The 19004-nt window shown below is 67.9% G+C and carries 21 protein-coding genes; 15 read left to right on the top strand and 6 right to left on the bottom strand.

What is annotated here, in order from left to right:
• Positions 1-49: 49 nt before the first annotated feature.
• A complete protein-coding gene (locus FK531_RS03660; protein WP_142095238.1) occupies positions 50-874 on the top strand; it encodes a crotonase/enoyl-CoA hydratase family protein in 825 nt (274 codons plus the stop codon).
• A 114-nt stretch (positions 875-988) separates the two neighbouring features.
• Positions 989-1441: a PPOX class F420-dependent oxidoreductase gene (locus FK531_RS03655; protein WP_142095237.1), complete on the top strand. Its 453-nt coding sequence runs from the start codon at positions 989-991 to the stop codon at positions 1439-1441.
• Positions 1442-1493: 52 nt separating this feature from the next.
• On the opposite strand, the gene FK531_RS03650 is transcribed toward FK531_RS03655, so the two are convergent.
• Positions 1494-2534: an LLM class F420-dependent oxidoreductase gene (locus FK531_RS03650; protein ID WP_142095236.1), complete on the bottom strand. Its 1041-nt coding sequence runs from the start codon at positions 2532-2534 to the stop codon at positions 1494-1496.
• 85 nt (positions 2535-2619) lie between these two features.
• Between FK531_RS03650 and FK531_RS03645 the strand changes: the two genes are divergently transcribed.
• The 5 genes from FK531_RS03645 to FK531_RS03625 are packed head-to-tail and all read left to right on the top strand — an operon-like array spanning position 2620 to position 7157.
• Complete coding sequence (locus FK531_RS03645; RefSeq protein WP_142095235.1) at positions 2620-3591, top strand: Zn-ribbon domain-containing OB-fold protein; 972 nt, start codon at positions 2620-2622, stop codon at positions 3589-3591.
• Positions 3592-3605: 14 nt separating this feature from the next.
• Positions 3606-4673, top strand: coding sequence for a thiolase family protein (locus FK531_RS03640; RefSeq protein WP_142095234.1), 1068 nt, complete (start codon positions 3606-3608; stop codon positions 4671-4673).
• Positions 4673-5848, top strand: a complete 1176-nt coding sequence (locus FK531_RS03635) for a thiolase family protein (RefSeq protein ID WP_142095233.1) — start codon at positions 4673-4675, stop codon at positions 5846-5848. Before FK531_RS03640 ends, FK531_RS03635 begins: the two co-directional genes overlap by 1 nt.
• Positions 5849-5859: 11 nt before the next feature.
• Positions 5860-6723, top strand: coding sequence for a TIGR03619 family F420-dependent LLM class oxidoreductase (locus FK531_RS03630; protein WP_142095232.1), 864 nt, complete (start codon positions 5860-5862; stop codon positions 6721-6723).
• Between the two features lie 11 nt (positions 6724-6734).
• Positions 6735-7157: a nuclear transport factor 2 family protein gene (locus tag FK531_RS03625; RefSeq protein ID WP_142095231.1), complete on the top strand. Its 423-nt coding sequence runs from the start codon at positions 6735-6737 to the stop codon at positions 7155-7157.
• Between the two features lie 146 nt (positions 7158-7303).
• Here the strand turns inward: FK531_RS03625 and FK531_RS03620 are convergent, their stop codons facing one another.
• Positions 7304-8557: a cytochrome P450 gene (locus FK531_RS03620; protein ID WP_142095230.1), complete on the bottom strand. Its 1254-nt coding sequence runs from the start codon at positions 8555-8557 to the stop codon at positions 7304-7306.
• A 161-nt stretch (positions 8558-8718) separates the two neighbouring features.
• Between FK531_RS03620 and FK531_RS03615 the strand changes: the two genes are divergently transcribed.
• The 3 genes from FK531_RS03615 to FK531_RS03605 all read left to right on the top strand — a co-directional run bounded on the left by FK531_RS03615 (position 8719) and on the right by FK531_RS03605 (position 11131).
• Positions 8719-9882 (top strand): steroid 3-ketoacyl-CoA thiolase, encoded by a 1164-nt coding sequence (locus tag FK531_RS03615; protein ID WP_142095229.1) that lies wholly within the window; start codon positions 8719-8721, stop codon positions 9880-9882.
• A 7-nt stretch (positions 9883-9889) separates the two neighbouring features.
• Positions 9890-10354, top strand: coding sequence for a nitroreductase family deazaflavin-dependent oxidoreductase (locus tag FK531_RS03610; protein ID WP_142095228.1), 465 nt, complete (start codon positions 9890-9892; stop codon positions 10352-10354).
• A gap of 105 nt (positions 10355-10459) precedes the next feature.
• Positions 10460-11131, top strand: a complete 672-nt coding sequence (locus FK531_RS03605; protein ID WP_142095227.1) for a GNAT family N-acetyltransferase — start codon at positions 10460-10462, stop codon at positions 11129-11131.
• Between the two features lie 68 nt (positions 11132-11199).
• Here FK531_RS03605 and FK531_RS03600 read toward each other — a convergent pair whose 3' ends face one another.
• Both FK531_RS03600 and FK531_RS03595 read right to left on the bottom strand, forming a co-directional pair.
• A complete protein-coding gene (locus FK531_RS03600; protein WP_142095226.1) occupies positions 11200-12114 on the bottom strand; it encodes an SDR family oxidoreductase in 915 nt (304 codons plus the stop codon).
• 9 nt (positions 12115-12123) lie between these two features.
• On the bottom strand, positions 12124-12912 hold the full coding sequence (locus FK531_RS03595; RefSeq protein WP_142095225.1) for an SDR family oxidoreductase: 789 nt from the start codon (positions 12910-12912) through the stop codon (positions 12124-12126).
• A gap of 155 nt (positions 12913-13067) precedes the next feature.
• On the opposite strand from FK531_RS03595, the gene echA20 reads away from it, so the two are divergent.
• The 4 genes from echA20 to FK531_RS03575 are packed head-to-tail and all read left to right on the top strand — an operon-like array spanning position 13068 to position 16544.
• A complete protein-coding gene (gene echA20 / locus FK531_RS03590; protein WP_142095224.1) occupies positions 13068-13829 on the top strand; it encodes a (7aS)-7a-methyl-1,5-dioxo-2,3,5,6,7,7a-hexahydro-1H-indene-carboxyl-CoA hydrolase in 762 nt (253 codons plus the stop codon).
• Between the two features lie 14 nt (positions 13830-13843).
• On the top strand, positions 13844-14725 hold the full coding sequence (ipdA, locus tag FK531_RS03585; protein WP_142095223.1) for a cholesterol ring-cleaving hydrolase subunit IpdA: 882 nt from the start codon (positions 13844-13846) through the stop codon (positions 14723-14725).
• Complete coding sequence (gene ipdB, locus FK531_RS03580) at positions 14722-15480, top strand: cholesterol ring-cleaving hydrolase subunit IpdB (RefSeq protein WP_142095222.1); 759 nt, start codon at positions 14722-14724, stop codon at positions 15478-15480. Before ipdA ends, ipdB begins: the two co-directional genes overlap by 4 nt.
• Entirely contained in the window at positions 15477-16544 is a 1068-nt protein-coding gene (locus FK531_RS03575) for an NAD(P)H-dependent flavin oxidoreductase (protein WP_142095221.1), read from the top strand. Before ipdB ends, FK531_RS03575 begins: the two co-directional genes overlap by 4 nt.
• 63 nt (positions 16545-16607) lie before the next feature.
• Here the strand turns inward: FK531_RS03575 and FK531_RS03570 are convergent, their stop codons facing one another.
• Together FK531_RS03570 and FK531_RS03565 are read right to left on the bottom strand one after the other, a co-directional pair.
• Positions 16608-16883, bottom strand: coding sequence for a DUF2277 domain-containing protein (locus tag FK531_RS03570; protein WP_142095220.1), 276 nt, complete (start codon positions 16881-16883; stop codon positions 16608-16610).
• Between the two features lie 9 nt (positions 16884-16892).
• Positions 16893-17519: a TetR/AcrR family transcriptional regulator gene (locus tag FK531_RS03565; RefSeq protein ID WP_142095219.1), complete on the bottom strand. Its 627-nt coding sequence runs from the start codon at positions 17517-17519 to the stop codon at positions 16893-16895.
• A gap of 81 nt (positions 17520-17600) precedes the next feature.
• Between FK531_RS03565 and FK531_RS03560 the strand changes: the two genes are divergently transcribed.
• A complete protein-coding gene (locus FK531_RS03560) occupies positions 17601-18998 on the top strand; it encodes a cytochrome P450 (protein ID WP_142095218.1) in 1398 nt (465 codons plus the stop codon).
• Positions 18999-19004: the final 6 nt, after the last annotated feature.

The following is a 19004-nucleotide window of genomic DNA, read 5'->3' as shown; positions in this document are numbered from 1 at the left end:
TGCAAGAGTCAATTTGAGACCCACCTCACACGCGATCGGGAGCGAATAAGTGTCCTCCACCACAGCCGAAGTTTCCGACATTTCAGAGAAGTCGCCGCACTGCCTTGTCGAGAAGCGCGGGCACGTACTCGTCATCACGATGAACCGCCCCGAGGCTCGCAATGCTCTCTCCGGCGAGATGATGGCGATCATGGTCGACGCTTGGGATCAGGTCGACAACGACCCCGACATCCGCGTCGCCATCCTCACCGGCGCCGGGGGCACGTTCTGCGCCGGCATGGACCTCAAGGCGATGAACAAGAACGCCCCCGGCGACGCGTTCTCCAAGGGCAGCCTCGATCCGACCAGGCTGCCCGCACTGCTCAAGGGTCGCCGCCTGACCAAGCCGCTGATCGCCGCGGTCGAGGGTGCGGCCATCGCCGGCGGCACCGAGATCCTCCAGGGCACCGACATCCGAGTAGCCGGGGAGAGTGCGAAGTTCGGTGTCTCCGAGGCGCGGCTGGGCCTGTTCCCGCTCGGCGGCTCCGCGGTGCGTCTCGTCCGACAGATCCCGTACACCGTCGCCGCCGAGATCCTGCTCACCGGCCGGAACGTCCCGGCACCCGAGGCCAAGGAACTCGGCTTGATCGGCCACGTCGTCCCTGACGGCGAGGCGCTGACCAAGGCGCTCGAGATCGCCGACAGGATCGCCGCCAACGGCCCGGTCGCGGTCCAGGCCATCCTCAAGACGATCCGCGTCACCGAGGGCATGCACGAGGAAGAGGCCTTCAAGATCGAGGCCAAGATCGGCGCCGAGGTGTTCAAGAGCGACGACGCCAAGGAGGGCCCGCGCTCGTTCGCCGAGAAGCGCGCCCCGAAGTTCCAGGGCAAGTAGCCCCCCACCCACCGGATCGTCACGGCCCGCCGTCGCAGTCGCGACGGCGGGCCGTGTGCGTCGAATCGATTGGTACGTCGGAACAACCGCGGCCGTACATGGGTTGTCGCCCACATGAGCACCGACGCCGATCCCCGGCTTCTCGACCTAGTCGCGTCCCACACCCGCGGTGTGCTGGCCACCATCAAGCGCGACGGCAGGCCCCAGTTGTCGAATGTCATCTACACCTGGGACGAGGACAGCCGGACCGCCCGGATGTCCGTCACCGCGGACCGCGCGAAGACCCGCAACGCCATCCGCGACCCCCGCGTCTCCCTGCATGTCAGCGCCACCGACTTCTGGTCCTACGCCGTGATCGAGGGTGACGCGGACCTGAGCTCGATCGCCACAGACCCACACGATGCCGCCGTCGACGAGCTCGTCGACGTCTACCGCCGGGCACTCGGCACCGAGCACCCGGACTGGGATGCCTTCCGCCGCGCGATGGTCACCGAGCGCCGTCGGGTCCTCCGCATCCACGCCCGCCGCGTGTACGGCATGGCCGAACTTCCCCCGCCCTCAGCCTGACCACGCGGTCCGCCCGCCCCGGCCGGGGGAACTCGCTACACCATCCTCACTGTCAGGCGGGGTTGACGGCGTCCGAGAGCTGACGCATGTGCTCGACGTCGCGACAGGTCACCAGCAGCATGGTGACGCCCGAGTCCTCCCACACCTTGACCTGATCGCGCACCTCGTCGAGGTTGCCGATGATCATGGTGTCGGTGACCATCTCGTCCGGCACCGTCGCAATGGCCTCTTCCTTCTTGCCCGACAGGAAGAGTCGCTGGATCTCCTTGACCTCGTCGCCGTAACCCATCCGGGTGTACACCTGGGCGTGGAAGTTCAGCTCGGCGGCGCCCATGCCCCCGACGTACAGGGCGGTGTACGGCTTGAGCCGGGCGATCTCGGCGGCACGGTCGTCGGTGACGACGACCTGACACGTCGCGGCGACCTCGAAGTCCTCGCGGCCGCGGCGGGCACCCTTGCGCGCGAAACCCTCGTCGAGCCACTCGTTGTACATCGGAGCGAGTCTCGGCGTGTAGTAGATCGCCAGCCAGCCGTCGGCGATCTCGGCCGTCAGCGCGACGTTCTTCGGCCCCTCGGCACCGAGCCAGATCGGCAGATCGGCCCGCAGCGGGTGGGTGATCGGCTTGAGCGGCTTGCCCAGCCCCATTCCGTCCTCGCCGCGGTACGGCAGCGGGTAGTGCGGCCCGGCGTTGGTCACCGGAGCCTCACGAGCGAGGACCTGCCGGATGATCGAGACGTACTCACGGGTCCGCGCAAGAGGTTTCGGGAACGGCTGCCCGTACCAGCCCTCGACGACCTGCGGCCCGGACACTCCGAGACCGAGGATGGCTCGACCTCCCGACAGGTGGTCGAGGGTCAGCGCGTGCATCGCGGCGTTGGTCGGCGTCCGACCGGACAGCTGCGCGACAGACGTCCCGAGCCGAACGCGCTGCGTGCTCGACCCCCACCACGCCAACGGCGTGAAGGCGTCGTTGCCCCAGGACTCGGCGGAAAAGACGGCGTCGAACCCGAAGCGGTCGGCTTCTGCAACGAGTTCAGCAGCGTTCGCCGGCGGCTGTGCGCCCCAGTACCCGAGTTGCAACCCAAGCTTCATCTACGTGCCTCCGTGTTTTCCCATTTCCGCGGCCCTGCGACAGTGACTCTTGCCACAGTAATAAGAACCTGTTCTACTCGATCGTGTGACCCCTGAAAAGAGCGCGGTGGCCGAGCAGCCACTGAGAGCGCCGCTAAATCTCAAATTCGACTACACCCGATCCGTGGGACCCACGATCGGCGCGTTCGTCACCGGCCTGCGAGACCGAAAGGTCGTCGGCGCGCGTGGATCCGACGGCCGTGTCCACGTGCCGCCGACGGAGTTCGATCCCACCACCCACGAGCCGATGACCGACTTCGTCGACGTCTCTGACACCGGGACCGTCGTCAGCTGGACGTGGATGCCCGATCCCATCGAGGGTCAGCCGCTGAGCCACCCCTTCGCGTGGGCGCTGGTCAAGCTGGACGGCGCGGACACGTCGATCCTGCACGCCGTCGACGCGGGCTCCGCCGACGCGATGAGCACCGGGATGCGGGTGCGGGTCCGCTGGGCCGACGAGCGCACCGGGCACATCCGCGACATCGCGTGCTTCGAACCCGGCGAGAGCGAGTCCACGTCGGCGCCGGCAGGCGGCGACCCGGTCACCGACATCGTCACCCCGATCGACCTGCACTACACGCACACGGCCTCGTTCGAGGAGACCTACTACCTCCTCGGTCTGATGGAGGGCAAGATCATCGGTGGCCGCACCGACGCGAACGGCAAGGTGTACGTCCCGCCGCGCGGTGCGAACCCCACCGACGGTGTCCCCACCAAGGAACAGGTCGAGGTGTCCGACAAGGGCACTATCACCACCTTCTGCATCGTCAACGTCCCGTTCCTGGGCCAGCAGATCAAGCCGCCCTACGTCGCGGCCTACGTCCTGCTCGACGGCGCGGACATCCCGTTCCTGCACCTCATTCTCGAGGTCGATCCCGCCGAGGTCCGGATGGGCATGCGGGTCGAGGCCGTCTGGCGACCGAAGGAGGAGTGGGTGTACTCACTCCGGAACGTCTCCCATTTCCGCCCGAGCGGTGAGCCGGACGCGGACTACGACACCTACAAGCACCACCTCTAGGAGCCGAAAAGACCATGACAGACATTGCAGTCGTCGGCTTCGCACAGGCCCCCCATGTGCGCGAGACAACCGGCACCACCAATGGTGTCGAGATGCTCGTCCCCTGCTTCCAGGAGCTGTACGCGGAGCTCGGAATCACCAAGTCCGACATCGGTTTCTGGTGCTCCGGATCGTCCGACTACCTGGCCGGCCGATCGTTCTCGTTCATCTCCGCGATCGACTCGATCGGCGCCGTGCCGCCGATCAACGAGTCGCACGTCGAGATGGACGCCGCCTGGGCCCTGTACGAGGCCTGGGTCAAGATCATGACCGGCGAGGTCGACACCGCGCTCGTGTACGGCTTCGGCAAGTCTTCCGCAGGCAACCTCCGCCAGATCCTCGCGATGCAGACCGACCCGTACCTGGTTGCCCCGCTGTGGCCGGACTCCGTCTCGATGGCAGGCCTGCAGGCCCGGCTCGGGCTCGAATCGGGCAAGTGGACCGCCGAGGAAATGGCTCAGATCGCGCAGCGCAGCCGTGCCGCCGCGAAGAGCAACCCCAACGCGCAGATCTTCGGCGACGTCGACATCGAGGCGCTGCTGGCGTCCGAGTACGTCGCGGATCCGTTGCGGGCGCACGACTGTGCACCGATCACCGACGGCGCGGCCGCAATCATCCTGGCCCGCGGCGACCGCGCCCGCGAACTGTGCGAGCGTCCGGCGTGGATCACCGGCATCGAGCACCGCATTGACTCCCCTGTGATCGGGTCGCGGGACCTGACGGTCTCACCGTCGACCGCCGCAGCCGCCCGCGCCGCGACCGGTGGTGACGTCTCGAACATCGACGTCGCCGAGCTGCACGCGCCGTTCACGCATCAGGAGATCATCCTGCGCGAGGCGATCGGCCTGACCGACGCCACGACAATCAACCCGTCGGGCGGTCCGCTGACCGGCAACCCGATGTTCTCCGGCGGCCTCGAGCGCATCGGCCACGCCGCACGGAAGATCATGAGCGGTGACGCGCAGCGCACCCTCGCCCACGCCACCAGTGGCCCTGTGCTGCAGCAGAACCTGGTCGCAGTCATGGAAGGACGCAACAACTGATGGCGAAGCAACTTGCCGCAGTCCTCGGCACAGGCCAGACCTACTACGTCGCCAAGCGCCACGACGTCACGATGGCAGGCATGATCCGCGAGGCGGTCGACCGCGCGATGGCCGATGCCCACGTCGGCTGGGACGACATCGACGCCATCGTGATCGGCAAGGCACCCGACCTGTTCGAGGGCTCGATGATGCCGGAACTTGCGATGTCTGATGCGCTGGGCGCCAACGGAAAGCCGCTGCTGCGCGTGCATACCGCCGGCTCGGTCGGCGCCTCGACGGGCAACGTCGCGACCAGCCTGGTGCAGTCCGGCGTCCACAAGCGTGTGATCGCGGTGTCGTGGGAGAAGCAGTCCGAGTCCAACGCAATGTGGGCGCTGTCCACGCCGGTTCCGTTCACGATGCCCGTCGGCGCGGGTGCGGGCGGGTTCTTCGCACCGCATGTGCGTTCGTACATTCGGCGATCGGGCGCCCCCGACCACATCGGTGCGATGGTGGCGGTCAAGGACCGCCGCAACGGCGCGCTCAACCCGTACGCGCACCTCAAGCAGCCCGACATCTCGGTCGAGTCCGTCATGGCGTCCCAGATGTTGTGGGATCCCATTCGTTTCGACGAGACCTGCCCATCGTCGGACGGTGCCTGCGCGATCGTCATCGGCAACGAGGACGCCGCGAAGGTCGTCGAGGGCGACGGCCGCAAGGTGGCGTGGATCCACGCGACCGCGATGCGCACCGAGCCGCTGTCGTATGCCGGCCGCAACGTCGCCAACCCGCAGGCGGGCCGCGACGCGTCCGCAGCCCTGTGGAAGGCAGCGGGCATCACCGATCCGCTCACCGAGATCGACGAGGCCGAGATCTACGTGCCGTTCTCGTGGTTCGAGCCGATGTGGCTGGAGAACCTCGGTTTCGTGCCGGAGGGGCAGGGCTGGAAGTTCACCGAGGCCGGCGAGACCGCGATCGGCGGACAGTTGCCGGTCAACGCGTCGGGCGGTGTGCTCTCGTCCAACCCGATCGGCGCGTCCGGCATGATCCGGTACGCCGAATCGGCAATGCAGGTGATGGAACGGGCCGGCGGCCACCAGGTCGACGGCGTACGCAAGGCCTTCGGTCATGCGTACGGCGGTGGCTCGCAGTACTTCGCGATGTGGGTGGTCGGCACCGACCGCCCGACCAACTAGAAGGGACGCGCATGAAGTTCACCGTCGGCGTCGCGATGAGCCCACTCGATCAATTGATCCCGTTGGCCCAGACCGCGGAGGAGTGCGGGTTCGCAAACATCGGCCTGCCCGACTCGTTGTTCTACATGGAGACCGCAGCAGCGGACTACCCGTACACCCCCGACGGCTCGCGGATGTGGAATGCCGAGACACCGTGGGTGGACCCGCTCATCGCCGCGGCGGCGATGGGCGCGGCCACCTCGACGATCGGCTTCTACACGAACGTGCTCAAGCTGGGGTCGCGTAACCCGCTGCTGCTCGCTCGGCAGGTCGGTTCGGTCGCGAACCTGACGGGGAACCGTTTCGGCTTCGGCGTCGGGATCGGCTGGGCGCCTGAGGAGTTCGAGTGGTGTGGCGTGCCGTTCAAGAAGCGGGGCGCACGCGTCGACGAGATGATCGAGGTCATCAAGCTGGTGCTTGCCGGCGGCATGGTCGAGTTCCACGGCGAGTTCTTCGACTTCGACAAGTTGCAGATGAGCCCCGCCCCCAGCAAGCCGGTGCCGTTCTATGTCGGTGGACATACCGACGTGGCGCTGCGCCGGGCTGCTCGGGTCGGCGACGGCTGGACGTCGGCGATGATGAAGTTCAACGACATCGTCGAAACCAAGAAGAAGCTGGACGACCTCCGCGCCGAATACGGCAGGGCGGACGAGCCATTCGAGATCCAGGTGGTCTGCATCGACCGCTTCGGCAAGGACGGCTACGCCGAACTCGCCGAGGCCGGGGTCACCGACTCCATCGTGGTGCCGTGGATCTTCGACGGGGTCGGGTTCGACGGGTCGCTCGAGGCCAAGCAGGACTCGATGCGCAAGTTCGCCGCCTCCTACATCAACTGAACGGGACGCCCATGACCGCCGAGACAACCACTGAACACCCCGTCCGCATCGCGTCCCGAGCTTCCCAGTCGGCCGCGAGCGGCAAGCGCAAGGAGGAGTGGCTTGCGCTCTTCGCCGAGGACGGCTGGGTCGAGGATCCCGTCGGCCCTTCGGGTTTCGACCCCGAGGGCAAGGGGCACCACGGACGCGACGCCATCGCGCGCTTCTACGACATGACGATCGCCACCACCGACTCGCTCGTGTTCACCGTTCGCGACACCGTGCAGTGTGGTGACGAGATGGTCTACATCGGCAGCATCCGGTCCGTGGTGGCAGGCAACCAGATCGATGCCGAGGGCGTGTTCGTGTATCGCGTGAACGACGAGGGCAAGCTTCAGTCGATCCGGGCCTTCTGGGAGGTCGACCGGGCGATGAAGACGCTCGTCAAGCTCTGACCCGAGCACAACGAGAATGGGCCGCACAGGTATTCCTGTGCGGCCCATTCTCGTATCGACCCCAGGCAGGAAGTCCTGCCGAGAAACAGCAGCGCCGGCGCGGTGACCGCGCCGGCGCTGCTGGATGAGCTTCTCGATCGACCGCGCTAGTGCGCGACCGGGCAGCCCTGGGTCTTGTAGTCGACCTGGTACTCCTTGATGCCGTTGAGCCAGCCGGACCGCAGCCGGCGGGTCTCGCCGACCTCGGTGATGTCCGGGAGGAAGTCCGCGATCGCGTTGAAGATCAGGTCGATCTCCATGCGGGCCAGGTTGGCGCCGAGGCAGTAGTGGGCGCCGGTGCCACCGAACGACAGGTGCGGGTTCGGGTCGCGCAGGATGTCGAACTTGTGCGGCTCGTCGAAGACTTCCTCGTCGAAGTTCGCGGACACGTAGTTCATCACCACGCGCTGGCCCTTCTTGATGGCCACGCCGCCGATCTCGGTGTCCGCGAGAGCGGTGCGCTGGAACGCGGCGACCGGGGTGGCCCAGCGGATGATCTCGTCGGCCGTGGTCTTCGGGCGCTCCTTCTTGAAGAGTTCCCACTGCTCGGGGTTGTCGATGAAGGCCTTCATGCCGTGCGTGGTGGCGTTACGGGTGGTCTCGTTGCCGGCCACCGCGAGCACGATCACGAAGAAGCCGAACTCCTCGGGGCTGAGCACGTCGCCGTCGACGTCCGCCTCGATCAGAGTCGTGACGAGGTCGTCGCCCGGGTTCTCCTTACGCGCCTCGGCGAGCTGGTACGCGTACCCGAGGATCTCCATCGACGCCGCCGCGGGATCGATGTCGGCGAACTCCGGGTCGTCGTAGGAGGTCATCTGGTTGGACCACTCGAAGACCTTGCCGCGGTCCTCCTGCGGCACGCCGATGAGCTCGGCGATGGCCTGCAGCGGCAGCTCCGCCGCGACCTGGGTGACGAAGTCGCCGCTGCCCTCAGCCGCCGCGGCCTTGACGATGGCCTCCGCGCGGTCGCGCAGTTCTTCCTTGATCCCGTTGATCGCACGGGGGGTGAAGCCGCGCGAGACCAGCTTGCGCAGCTTGGTGTGCTCCGGCGCGTCCTTGTTCAGGAGCACGAAGCGCTGCAGTTCGATCTGCTCGCGCTGCATGTCGTCGGCGAAGCGCGGAATGGCGGTGTTCTCCCAAGTGGAGAACACGTCGCTGCGCATCGACACGTCCCGGATATCCTCGTGCCGGGTAACGAGCCAGTAGCCACCGTCGTTGAATCCGCCGACGCCGTCGGGCTGCTCGACCCAGTACACCGGCTCGGCCTTGCGGACCTCTGCCAGTTCTTCCACCGGCAGCCGGTGCGCGTAGATGTCGGGGTCCGTAAAGTCGAATCCCGCGGGAATGTTGGGCTGTGCCACTGCTGTCTCCTGCCCCCGCGATCGATGTCGCAAGTGATCTGTAACACGTTCTATAAACATTGAATCACAGGCCCTCCGTATAGGGAAGATCCCTTGGCATAGTCCTTGCTCAGGGGATGAACCTGTTCTACTTTTCAAGGTACAAACGAAAGGAGCCCGTCGTGGGCACACCAGTAATCGTCGAGGCAGTGCGGACCCCGATCGGCAAGCGGGGCGGTTGGCTGTCCGGCCTGCACGCGACGGAGACCCTCGGCGCTGCTCAGGTCGGGCTGCTGCAGCGGGCGGGCGTCGATCCCCTCCTCGTCGAGCAGGTCATCGGCGGCTGCGTCACCCAGGCCGGCGCGCAGTCCAACAACGTCACCCGCACCGCCTGGCTCGCCGCCGGACTGCCGTGGCAGACCGGTGCCACCACCATCGACTGCCAGTGCGGCTCCGCGCAGCAGGCCAACCACCTCATCGCCGGCCTGATCGCCACCGGCGCCATCGACATCGGCATCGCCTGCGGCGTCGAGCAGATGAGCCAGGTTCCCCTCGGCGCCAACGTCGGCACCGAGGCCGGTCCCCGTCGCCCCGCGTCGTGGGACATCGACATGCCCGCCCAGTTCGAGGCCGCCGAGCGGATCGCCAAGCGGCGCGGCCTCACCCGCGACGACATCGAGGCCTTGGGCGTGCGCTCGCAGGCACTGGCCAAGCAGGCCTGGGCCGAGGGGCGTTTCGACCGCGAGGTGCTGCCGGTGACCGCGCCCGTGATCGGCGAGGACAAGCTGCCGACCGACGAGACCACCGTGATCTCGCGGGATCAGGGCCTGCGCGACACCACCCTGGAATCGCTTGCCAAGCTCAAGCCGGTCATCGAGGGCGGGATCCACACCGCGGGCACCTCCTCTCAGATCTCCGACGGCGCCGCCGCGGTGCTGCTGATGGACTCCGACCGCGCCCTGGCCCTCGGCCTCAAGCCGCGCGCCCGGATCGTCTCGCAGGTGCTCGTCGGCGCCGAGCCGGAGTTCCACCTCGACGGACCCGTCCAGGCGACCGCCAAGGTCCTCGAGAAGGCGGGCATGAAGATCGGCGACCTCGACCTGTTCGAGGTCAACGAGGCCTTCGCGTCGGTCGCGCTGTCCTGGGCGCAGGTGCACGGCCCGGACATGGACAAGGTCAACGTGAACGGCGGCGCGCTCGCGCTCGGCCATCCCGTCGGCAGCACGGGGTCCCGACTGATCACCACCGCCCTCCACGAGCTCGAGCGCCGCGACGGCTCCACCGCCCTGATCTCGATGTGCGCGGGCGGCGCGCTGGCCACCGGCACCATCATCGAGAGGATCTGACCCACCCATGAACCGCCCGCCGTTGCTCGATACGCAGTTCACCCGCTTCCTGATCAAGTGGATGTCGAAGACGAACGTCGTCGCGTACCGCGTGACGGGTGGGCGCATCGGTGGCAAATGGCGGGTCGGCAGTGCCGCAAAGACGGGGCTGCCGATCTGCCTGCTCACCACCACCGGCCGCAAGAGCGGCGAGCCGCGGGTGAGTCCGCTGCTGTTCCTCGAGGACGACGACCGGGTGGTTCTCGTCGCCTCGCAGGGAGGGCAGCCCAAGAACCCGCTGTGGTACCTGAATCTGAAGGCCGACCCGAACGTGACGGTCCAGATCCGCTCGCAGGTACGCGCACTGGTTGCCCGCGTCGCCGACGACGCCGAGCACGCCGAGCTGTGGCCGCGACTGGTCGCGATGTATCCGGAGTTCGACGACTACCAGTCCTGGACGGACCGGAAGATTCCCGTCGTCGTGTGCTCATAGCAATTGACCGTCGGTTGACAGACAATGCGTGGAGAGTGTGCACCGTTGCCCACCCGGTAGGCGCGCGCTCCGCTGTTGCACACTCAACGGATAGGGAGATTCGTCATGACGGCCGGCCCCCAAGACCAGATCCTCGACCGGCGCGAGCTCGCCGCGGCCCTGCTGAAAGCGCTCGACATGCGGCACGAGGTGCTCGACGCCATCGTCGACAGTGACGACCACGACGCCGCGGTGCGCACCGTCAGCGGACTGCTCGAGACCACGCCGCCGAATGCGGAGGTCGTGCTCAGCCTGCAACTCGGTCGCCTGACTCGGCTCGAGCGTGACCGTCTGAGCGACGAGGTGACGAACCTGGACGCGACGCTCAAGTGGCTGCCCGAGCAGCGCCCGTTCGCGACCGGCACCGGGGTCAGGCTGCGCCCCTTCAGCCCCAGCGAATCCGATGCTGAGCTGTTCCGGCAGCGTTCGGCCGAGCAGGTCGACGACTCCGGCAGCCCGTGGTCCGAGGACCGTGTCGAGAACGAACGTCGGGCCGGCCTGAAGCGGGTCGACGACGAGACCGCGGCCTGGTTCGTCGCTGAGAACACCGCGGGCGACCAGCCCGAGCGCGTCGGACTGGTGTTCGGCGAATTGTCGGGCAGCGAGGTCGATCTCGCGGTGTGGGTGGCCCCGACCGTCCGCAAGCAGGGCTATGGCACTGCCGTGATCAAGCTGTCGCGGCCGGAACTCGCCGCCTACTTCCCGGGGACCGTCGTCGTCGTCCGCTCCCCCGCATAGGCACCGGACGCCCGTGAGTCCTTCCGGTCCACCTACGGGCCGGAAGGACTCACGGGCAGCGGAGCTGCCTACGCCCCGTAGACCGGGGTCGGCGTCTCCGCCTTCTCGAGCAGACCCGCGACGACGGGACCGAGCTCCTTCGGATCCCAGCGGTCACCCTTGTCCTGGGACGGTCCGTGGCGCCAGCCCTCGGCGACCGTGATCTTGCCGCCCTCGACCTCGAACACCCGGCCGCTGACGGCCTTCGACTCGGTCGAGCCCAGCCACACGACGAGCGGGGAGATGTTCTCCGGCGCCATCGCGTCGAAGCCCTCCTCCGGCGCGGCCATCGACTCGGCCATCGCACCGCCGGCGCCCACGGTCATGCGGGTGCGAGCCGCGGGGGCGATCGCGTTCACCGAGACGCCGTAGTTCTTCAGTTCGGCGGCGGCCTGGATGGTCATCTCCGCGATGCCGGCCTTGGCCGCCGCGTAGTTGCCCTGGCCGATGGAGCCCTGCAGGCCCGCGCCCGAACTGGTGTTGATGATGCGGGCGTCCACCGGACGTCCGGCCTTGGACTCGGCGCGCCAGTAGGCGGCGGCGTGCCGCAGCGGCGCGAAGTGACCCTTGAGGTGCACGCGGATCACCGCGTCCCACTCCTCCTCTGCCATCCCGACGAGCATGCGGTCGCGCAGGAAGCCCGCGTTGTTGACCAGCACGTCGAGGCCGCCGAAGTTGTCGATGGCCGTCTTGATCAGGTTCTGCGCGCCGTCCCAGTCGGCGACGTCGTCGCCGTTCACGACCGCCTGGCCACCGGCGGCGATGATCTCCGCCACGACCTGCTCGCCGGGGCTCTCACCGGTCGCCGAGCCGTCTCCGCCGACGCCGATGTCGTTGACGACGACCTTCGCGCCCTCGGCCGCGAAAGCCAGCGCGTGCGCCCGCCCGATGCCGCGGCCCGCGCCCGTCACGATGACGACGCGACCGTCTACCAGTCCGCTCACTTGTTCTCCTTAACTTGCTGCATTGTTCGAAGTTTCCGCGTCCGCCGCAGCCAGGAAGGCCGGGCGTTCACCGCCACCGTGCACGGTCAGGGTCGAACCGCTGACATACGACGCCAGTGGGGATGCCAGGAAGATCGCACTGTTGCCGATGTCCTCGGGCCGCGCCATCCTGCCCAGCGGGACCGTCTCGCCGACCGCCGCGACACCCTCGGGCCCGCCGTAGTGCAGGCCCGACTGCTCGGTCTCGACGAGGCCGACGACGATCGAGTTGACCCGGACCTTCGGCGCCCACTCCACCGCGAGGCTCGTCGACAGGCTGTCGATGCCTGCCTTCGCCGCACCGTACGCCGCGGTGCCCGGCGAGGGCCTGCCGCCGCTGACGCTCGAGACCATCACGATCGAGCCGCCGCCGTCCTGCTTCTGCATGACGGCATTCCCGACCTGCGAGATGAGCAGCGGCGCGAGCAGATTCAGCTCCACGATCTTCGAGTGGAAGCGCGGGCTCGCGTCGGCGGCGAGTGCGTAGGGTGCGCCACCGGCATTGTTGACGACGGTGTCGAGCCGGCCGTGCCGTTCGACGATCTGGTCGACCATCGCCTGCACCTGCTCGGGATCGCGGACGTCGCATGCAATGAACTCGACGCCGCGTCCGTCCACCTCGATCGGCTCGTCGGCGGGCCGCCGTGCGCAGGTCACCACCGTGGCGCCGGCGCGCAGGAAGGCACGGCTGATGCCGGCACCGACCCCTCGCACGCCGCCGGTGACGAGCACGACGTTGCCGCCCAGACCTAGATCCACCAGTACCTCCGCTGCCTGAAGATTCCCCGCGGGTCAGGGATTCTCTGCGGTCGAGGGCGCTGCCCGTCCACACGTGAACGAACTCCAGCTCGACCCGCAGGTGTGCTAACTTACCAAGCAATCGCTTGGTTTGGCGACCTACCTAAGGAAACACGATGGGAATCACCTCCAAATCCGACGGGTCCGGCATCACCACGGTCACCGTCGACTACCCGCCTGTGAACGCCATCCCCTCGAAGGGGTGGTTCGAACTGGCTGATGCCATCCGCGAGGCCGGCAAGGACCAGAGCACCCACGTGGTGATCCTGCGAGCCGAGGGCCGCGGCTTCAACGCCGGCGTCGACATCAAGGAAATGCAGGCCACCGAGGGTCACGGCGCGCTGATCGAGGCCAACCGCGGCTGCGCTGCGGCCTTCTCCGCGGTGTACGACTGCGAGGTTCCCGTCGTGGTCGCCGTCAACGGCTTCTGCGTCGGCGGCGGCATCGGCCTGGTCGGCAATGCGGACGTCATCGTCGCGTCCGACGACGCGATCTTCGGCCTGCCCGAGGTCGACCGCGGCGCCCTCGGTGCGGCCACGCACCTCGCGCGCCTGGTCCCCCAGCACATGATGCGGACGCTGTACTACACGGCGAAGAACGTCGACGCCCAGACCCTCAAGCACTTCGGTTCCGTGTACGACGTGGTCCCGCGCGCCGAACTCGACGCCTGCGCACTGAAGATCGCCGGCGAGATCGCCGCCAAGGACACCCGGGTCATCCGGCGCGCCAAGGAAGCCATCAACCGCATCGACGTGATGGACGTGCACACCAGCTACCGGATCGAGCAGGGCTTCACGTTCGAACTGAACCTCGCCGGCGTCGCCGACGAGCACCGCGACGAGTTCGTCGCCACCGGCAAGCCGCGCGCGAACAAGTAGGGAGTGAACTGAGAATGGCTGACAAGAGGAAGTCGCTCGACGAGGTCGTCGGCGAACTGCGCAGCGGCATGACCATCGGCCTCGGCGGCTGGGGCTCGCGCCGCAAGCCGATGGCGTTCGTCCGCGCGATCCTGCGCTCGGACGTCAAGGACCTGACCGTCGTCACCTACGGCGGACCCGACCTGGGCCTGCTGTGCTCGGCGGGCAAGGTCAAGAAGGCCTACTACGGCTTCGTCTCGCTCGACTCGGCGCCGTTCTACGACCCGTGGTTCGCGAAGGCCCGCACGGCCGGCGAGATCGAGGTCCGCGAGATGGACGAGGGCATGGTCAAGTGCGGCCTCGAGGCCGCCGCCGCGCGCCTGCCGTTCCTGCCGATCCGCGCCGGCCTCGGCTCGGACGTGCAGAACTTCTGGGGCGACGAGCTCAAGACCGTCACCTCCCCGTACGCCGACGAGTCCGGCAAGCCCGAGACCCTGATCGCGATGCCGGCGCTCAACCTGGACGCGGCGTTCGTGCACCTGAACATCGGCGACGCCCGCGGCAATGCCGGCTACCAGGGCGTGGACCCCTACTTCGACGACCTGTACCTGATGGCCGCCGAGAAGCGCTACCTCTCGGTCGAGCAGGTCGTCGAGACCGAGCAGCTGGTCAAGGAGGTGCCGCTGCAGCAGCTGATCGTCAACCGCATGATGGTCGACGCCGTGGTCGAGGCCCCGAACGGCGCGCACTTCACCCTCGCCGGCGAGTCCTACGGCCGGGACGAGAAGTTCCAGCGGCACTACGCCGAGGCCGCCAAGACCCCCGAGTCCTGGCAGGCCTTCGTGGACCGCTTCCTGTCCGGTTCCGAGGACGACTACCAGGCCGCCGTCAAGAAGTTCGCAGAGGAGCAGGCATGACCTCCACCGAGACCGTCACCCGCGCAGAGTACTGCGCGATCGCGTGCGCCGACCTCTTCGCCGGCGCGGGCGAGATCATGGCCAGCCCGATGTCGACGATGTCGCAGATCGGTGCCCGCCTGGCCCGGCTCACCACCGAGCCGGACCTGCTCATCACCGACGGCGAGGCGCTGATCTTCGCCGACACCCCCGCCGTCGGCGCCAAGGGCGCGATCGAGGGCTGGATGCCGTTCCGCAAGGTGTTCGACGTCGTCGCCTCCGGTCGCCGCCACGTCGTCATGGGCGCCAACCAGATCGACAAGCACGGCAACCAGAACCTGTCCGCCTTCGGCCCGCTGCAGCAGCCGAAGCGCCAGATGTTCGGTGTCCGTGGCGCCCCGGGCAACACGATCAACCACGCCACCAGCTACTGGGTCGGCAAGCACACCTCGCGCGTCTTCTGCGACCAGGTCGACGTCGTCTCCGGCGTCGGCTACGACAAGGTCGATCCGGAGAACCCGGCGTACAAGTACCTCGGTGTGTACCGCGTCGTCACCAACCTCGGCGTCTTCGACTTCGGTGGGCCGGGCCGCACCTTCCGCGCGCTGACCCTGCACCCGGGCGTCACCGCCGACGAGGTCGCCGAGAACACCTCCTTCGAGGTCGCCGGCCTCGCCGAGGCGGGTGTCACTCGCGAGCCGACCGCCGAGGAGCTGCGCATCATCCGCGAGGTGCTCGACCCGAAGAGCTTCCGCGACCGCGAGGTCTCGGCGTGAGCGCGCAGGTCCTCCGCACCCCGCTGACCGAACTGGTCGGCATCGATCACCCGATCGTGCAGACCGGCATGGGCTGGGTCTCGGGTCCGCGCCTGACCGCGGCCACCTGCAACGCCGGCGGTCTGGGCATCCTCGCGTCGGCGACGATGACCTACGACGAGCTCGAGGTCGCGATCAAGAAGACCAAGCAGCTCACCGACAAGCCGTTCGGCGTCAACATGCGCGCCGACGCATCGGACGCCGGGCAGCGGTGCGACCTGCTGATTCGCGAGGGTGTCAAGGTCGCCTCCTTCGCGTTGGCGCCGAAAAAGGACCTGATCGCCAAGCTCAAGGACAACGGCATCGTCGTGGTCCCGTCGATCGGTGCCGCCAAGCATGCGGTCAAGGTCGCGTCCTGGGGCGCGGACGCGGTCGTCGTGCAGGGCGGCGAGGGCGGCGGGCACACCGGTGGCGTCGCGACGACGCTGCTGCTGCCCTCGGTGCTGGACGCGGTCGACATCCCGGTGATCGCCGGCGGTGGCTTCTTCGACGGTCGCGGCCTGGCCGCAGCGCTGTCGTACGGCGCCGCGGGCGTGGCGATGGGCACCCGCTTCCTGCTCACGAGCGATTCCGCGGTGCCGGACTCGGTCAAGCAGGAGTACCTCAAGCGCGGCCTGACGGACACCACCGTCTCGCGCAAGGTCGACGGCATGCCGCATCGGGTGCTCAACACCGACCTGGTGAACAGCCTGGAGAAGTCCAGCTATGCCAGGGGACTGCTCGCGGCGACGAAGAACGCGATGAAGTTCAAGGCGATGACCGGTATGAAGTGGTCAACGCTCGCCAAGGACGGCCTGGCGATGAAGCGCTCCGGCGACCGCACCGTGCAGCAGATCATCATGGCCGCCAACACCCCGATGCTGCTCAAGGCCGGCCTGGTCGAGGGCAACACCGAGGCGGGCGTGCTGGCGTCCGGTCAGGTGGTCGGCATGATCGACGACCTGCCCAGCTGCCAGGAGCTGATCGACCGGATCATGGCCGACGCCGTGAAGCGGATCGACGCGCTCGGAGCCTTCAAGGCCTGACGCGCACATTCCCACACGTGGTGAGGGGAACCTTCAATCGGCCTGACCGGTTGAAGGTTCCCCTCACCCGTTTGCAGCGGCGGAGATGCGGGCGCGGACCTCGGGTCTGCGCAGCGGCGGCACCGTCTGCGGCGGCTGCCGGCGAGGTGGTAGCGCCGCCAGCAGCTCGGCGGTGGTTGCCGTGACCTCCTCGACCGCCTTCTCGAATGCCTCCCGGTTGGCGTCGGAGAGCTTCTGGATCCCGCTCACCTTCCGGACGTACTGACGGGCAGCGGCCTCGATCTCCTCCGCCGTGGCGGCCGGCTCGAGTCCGCGCAGCTCGGTGATGTTTCGGCACATGCCCCGACACTAGCCCCGAATCGCCGGGGCCTGCGAGCCCTGTTCGATGCCCAGATCGACGTACGGCGCCAGGGCTCCCGCCAGGGTGCGCAAGCACAGCTCACGCAGCGCCTCCGCCGGCACCGCAGGATGATCGAGCCAGTCCAGGCAGGTGGCACGCACGAAGGCGAGCCAGCCGTGCACCGCCATGGCGGCGACCTCGACTTCCGACGGGTCGAGGTCGATCGCGTCGAGGATCCGGCGCTGCTGGGCGTCGATCTCGCGCTCCACGATGGCCCGGATGCCGGCGTCCGCCGACAGGGCACCCTGGTTGACCGCGCGGATTCCGTGTCCGTTCGCCGCGAAGTGGTCGAGATAGGCATCCAGGCCTGCCACCACCTGCTCGAGCACCGGCAGCGCGGGGTCCGGCGTCGTGGCCTCGACCAACCCGTCCGCCGCGCGCTGCACGATCGCCGCGAAGAAGTCACGTTTGTTCGGGAAGTAGTGGTACATCAGCCCGCGCGAGACCCCCGCAAGTTCTGCAACTTCCTCGATCCACACCTCGTCGTACGGGCGATCGGCGAACAGGCGGGCACCGATGTCGAGCAGCTGCGCCCGGCGCTGCTCGGGGGCCAGTCGACGACGTGATTCCGTCATGATTCCCCAGACTACTTGACACGGGTTCAGTAAGCGGTACGTTGCCTTACTAGACACGAGTTCAGTATGGGAGAGGCTGACATGAGCGTGGACCTGCTGTCGACCGGCCAGCTCGACATTCCGCATCCGCGCAGACGACTACCCGTCCTCGGTGACGTGATCGGCGTCAATCCGCGTACGCCCGTTCAGGATTCGATGCGCTACGCGGCCGAACTCGGGCCGATCTTCGAGAGGAAGGTCCTCGGCACGCGCTTCGTCCTCGTCTCGGACCCCGACATCGTCGCCGAACTCGGCGACGAGACACGATTCCGCAAGCACCTCGCCCCTGCGGTCGCCGCGCTCCGCGGCATCGCGGGCGACGGTCTGTTCACCGCGTACTCCGAGGAGCCGAACTGGCGGCGTGGACACGAATTGTTGATGCCCGCGTTCACCAAGAGTGCGATGCGCTCGTACCACGAGACGATGGTCGACGTCGCGGGCGAATTGACGCAGCACTGGGACCGCCGGCTCGAACCGACAGCGCGGGTGGACGTCTCGACCGACATGACCAAACTGACGCTCGAGACCATCGGCCGCGCCGGCTTCAGCTACTCGTTCGACTCGTTCGAGCGGGACCGGCCCCACCCGTTCGTCGAGGCCATGGTCCGCGCACTCTCCCACGCCCAGCTGATGGCCTCCCCGATCGGCCGACTCACCCTGGGCCGCCGGAGGTCTCAGCACGAGGCCGACGTCGCCTACCTCGCCGAGGTGGTCGACGAGGTGATCCGCTCACGCCGCGACAGCAGCGAGGCCCCGCCCGAGGACCTGCTCGAACTGATGCTCCGGGCCGAGCGGGAGAACGACCCGAACCGCATCGACGAACTCGCCATCCGCCACCAGGTCATCACCTTCCTGGTCGCGGGTCACGAAACCACTTCCGGTGCACTCTCGTTCGCGCTCTACTACCTGTCACGGCACCCCGAGGTACTCGCCGAGGCGCAGGCCGAAGTGGACGCCGTGTGGGGCACCGAACGCGATCACCGCCCCGCCTACGAGCAGGTCGCGAAGCTTCGGTACGTCCGGCGGATCCTCGACGAGTCACTCCGACTCTGGCCCACCGCTCCCGCCTACGCGCGAGAGGCCAGACGGGACACCACGCTGCTCGGCAGGCACCGGATGAGCGAGGGCGACTGGATGCTCGTGCTCATCCCGGCACTGCACCGAAATCCGGTGTGGGGCCCCGATCCGGACCGGTTCGACCCCGACCGCTTCCTGCCTGAACGGGTCCGGACCCGACCGGCCCACGTCTACAAGCCGTTCGGCACCGGCGAGCGCGCGTGCATCGGCCGCCAGTTCGCGTTGCACGAGGCGGTCCTCGTCCTCGGCACCGTTCTGCATCGCTACGACATCGCAGGCGACCCCGACTACCGACTGCGGGTCCAGGAGCGATTGACGCTCATGCCAACCCGGTTCGACGTGACACTCACCCGTAGACCGTGACGTAAC

The sequence above is a fragment of the Rhodococcus spelaei genome, from assembly GCF_006704125.1.
GTDB classification, from domain to species: Bacteria; Actinomycetota; Actinomycetes; order Mycobacteriales; family Mycobacteriaceae; genus Rhodococcus_G; species Rhodococcus_G spelaei.
Note: the sequence above shows the minus strand (reverse complement) of the source record. Positions and strands in the feature narration are given on the sequence as shown.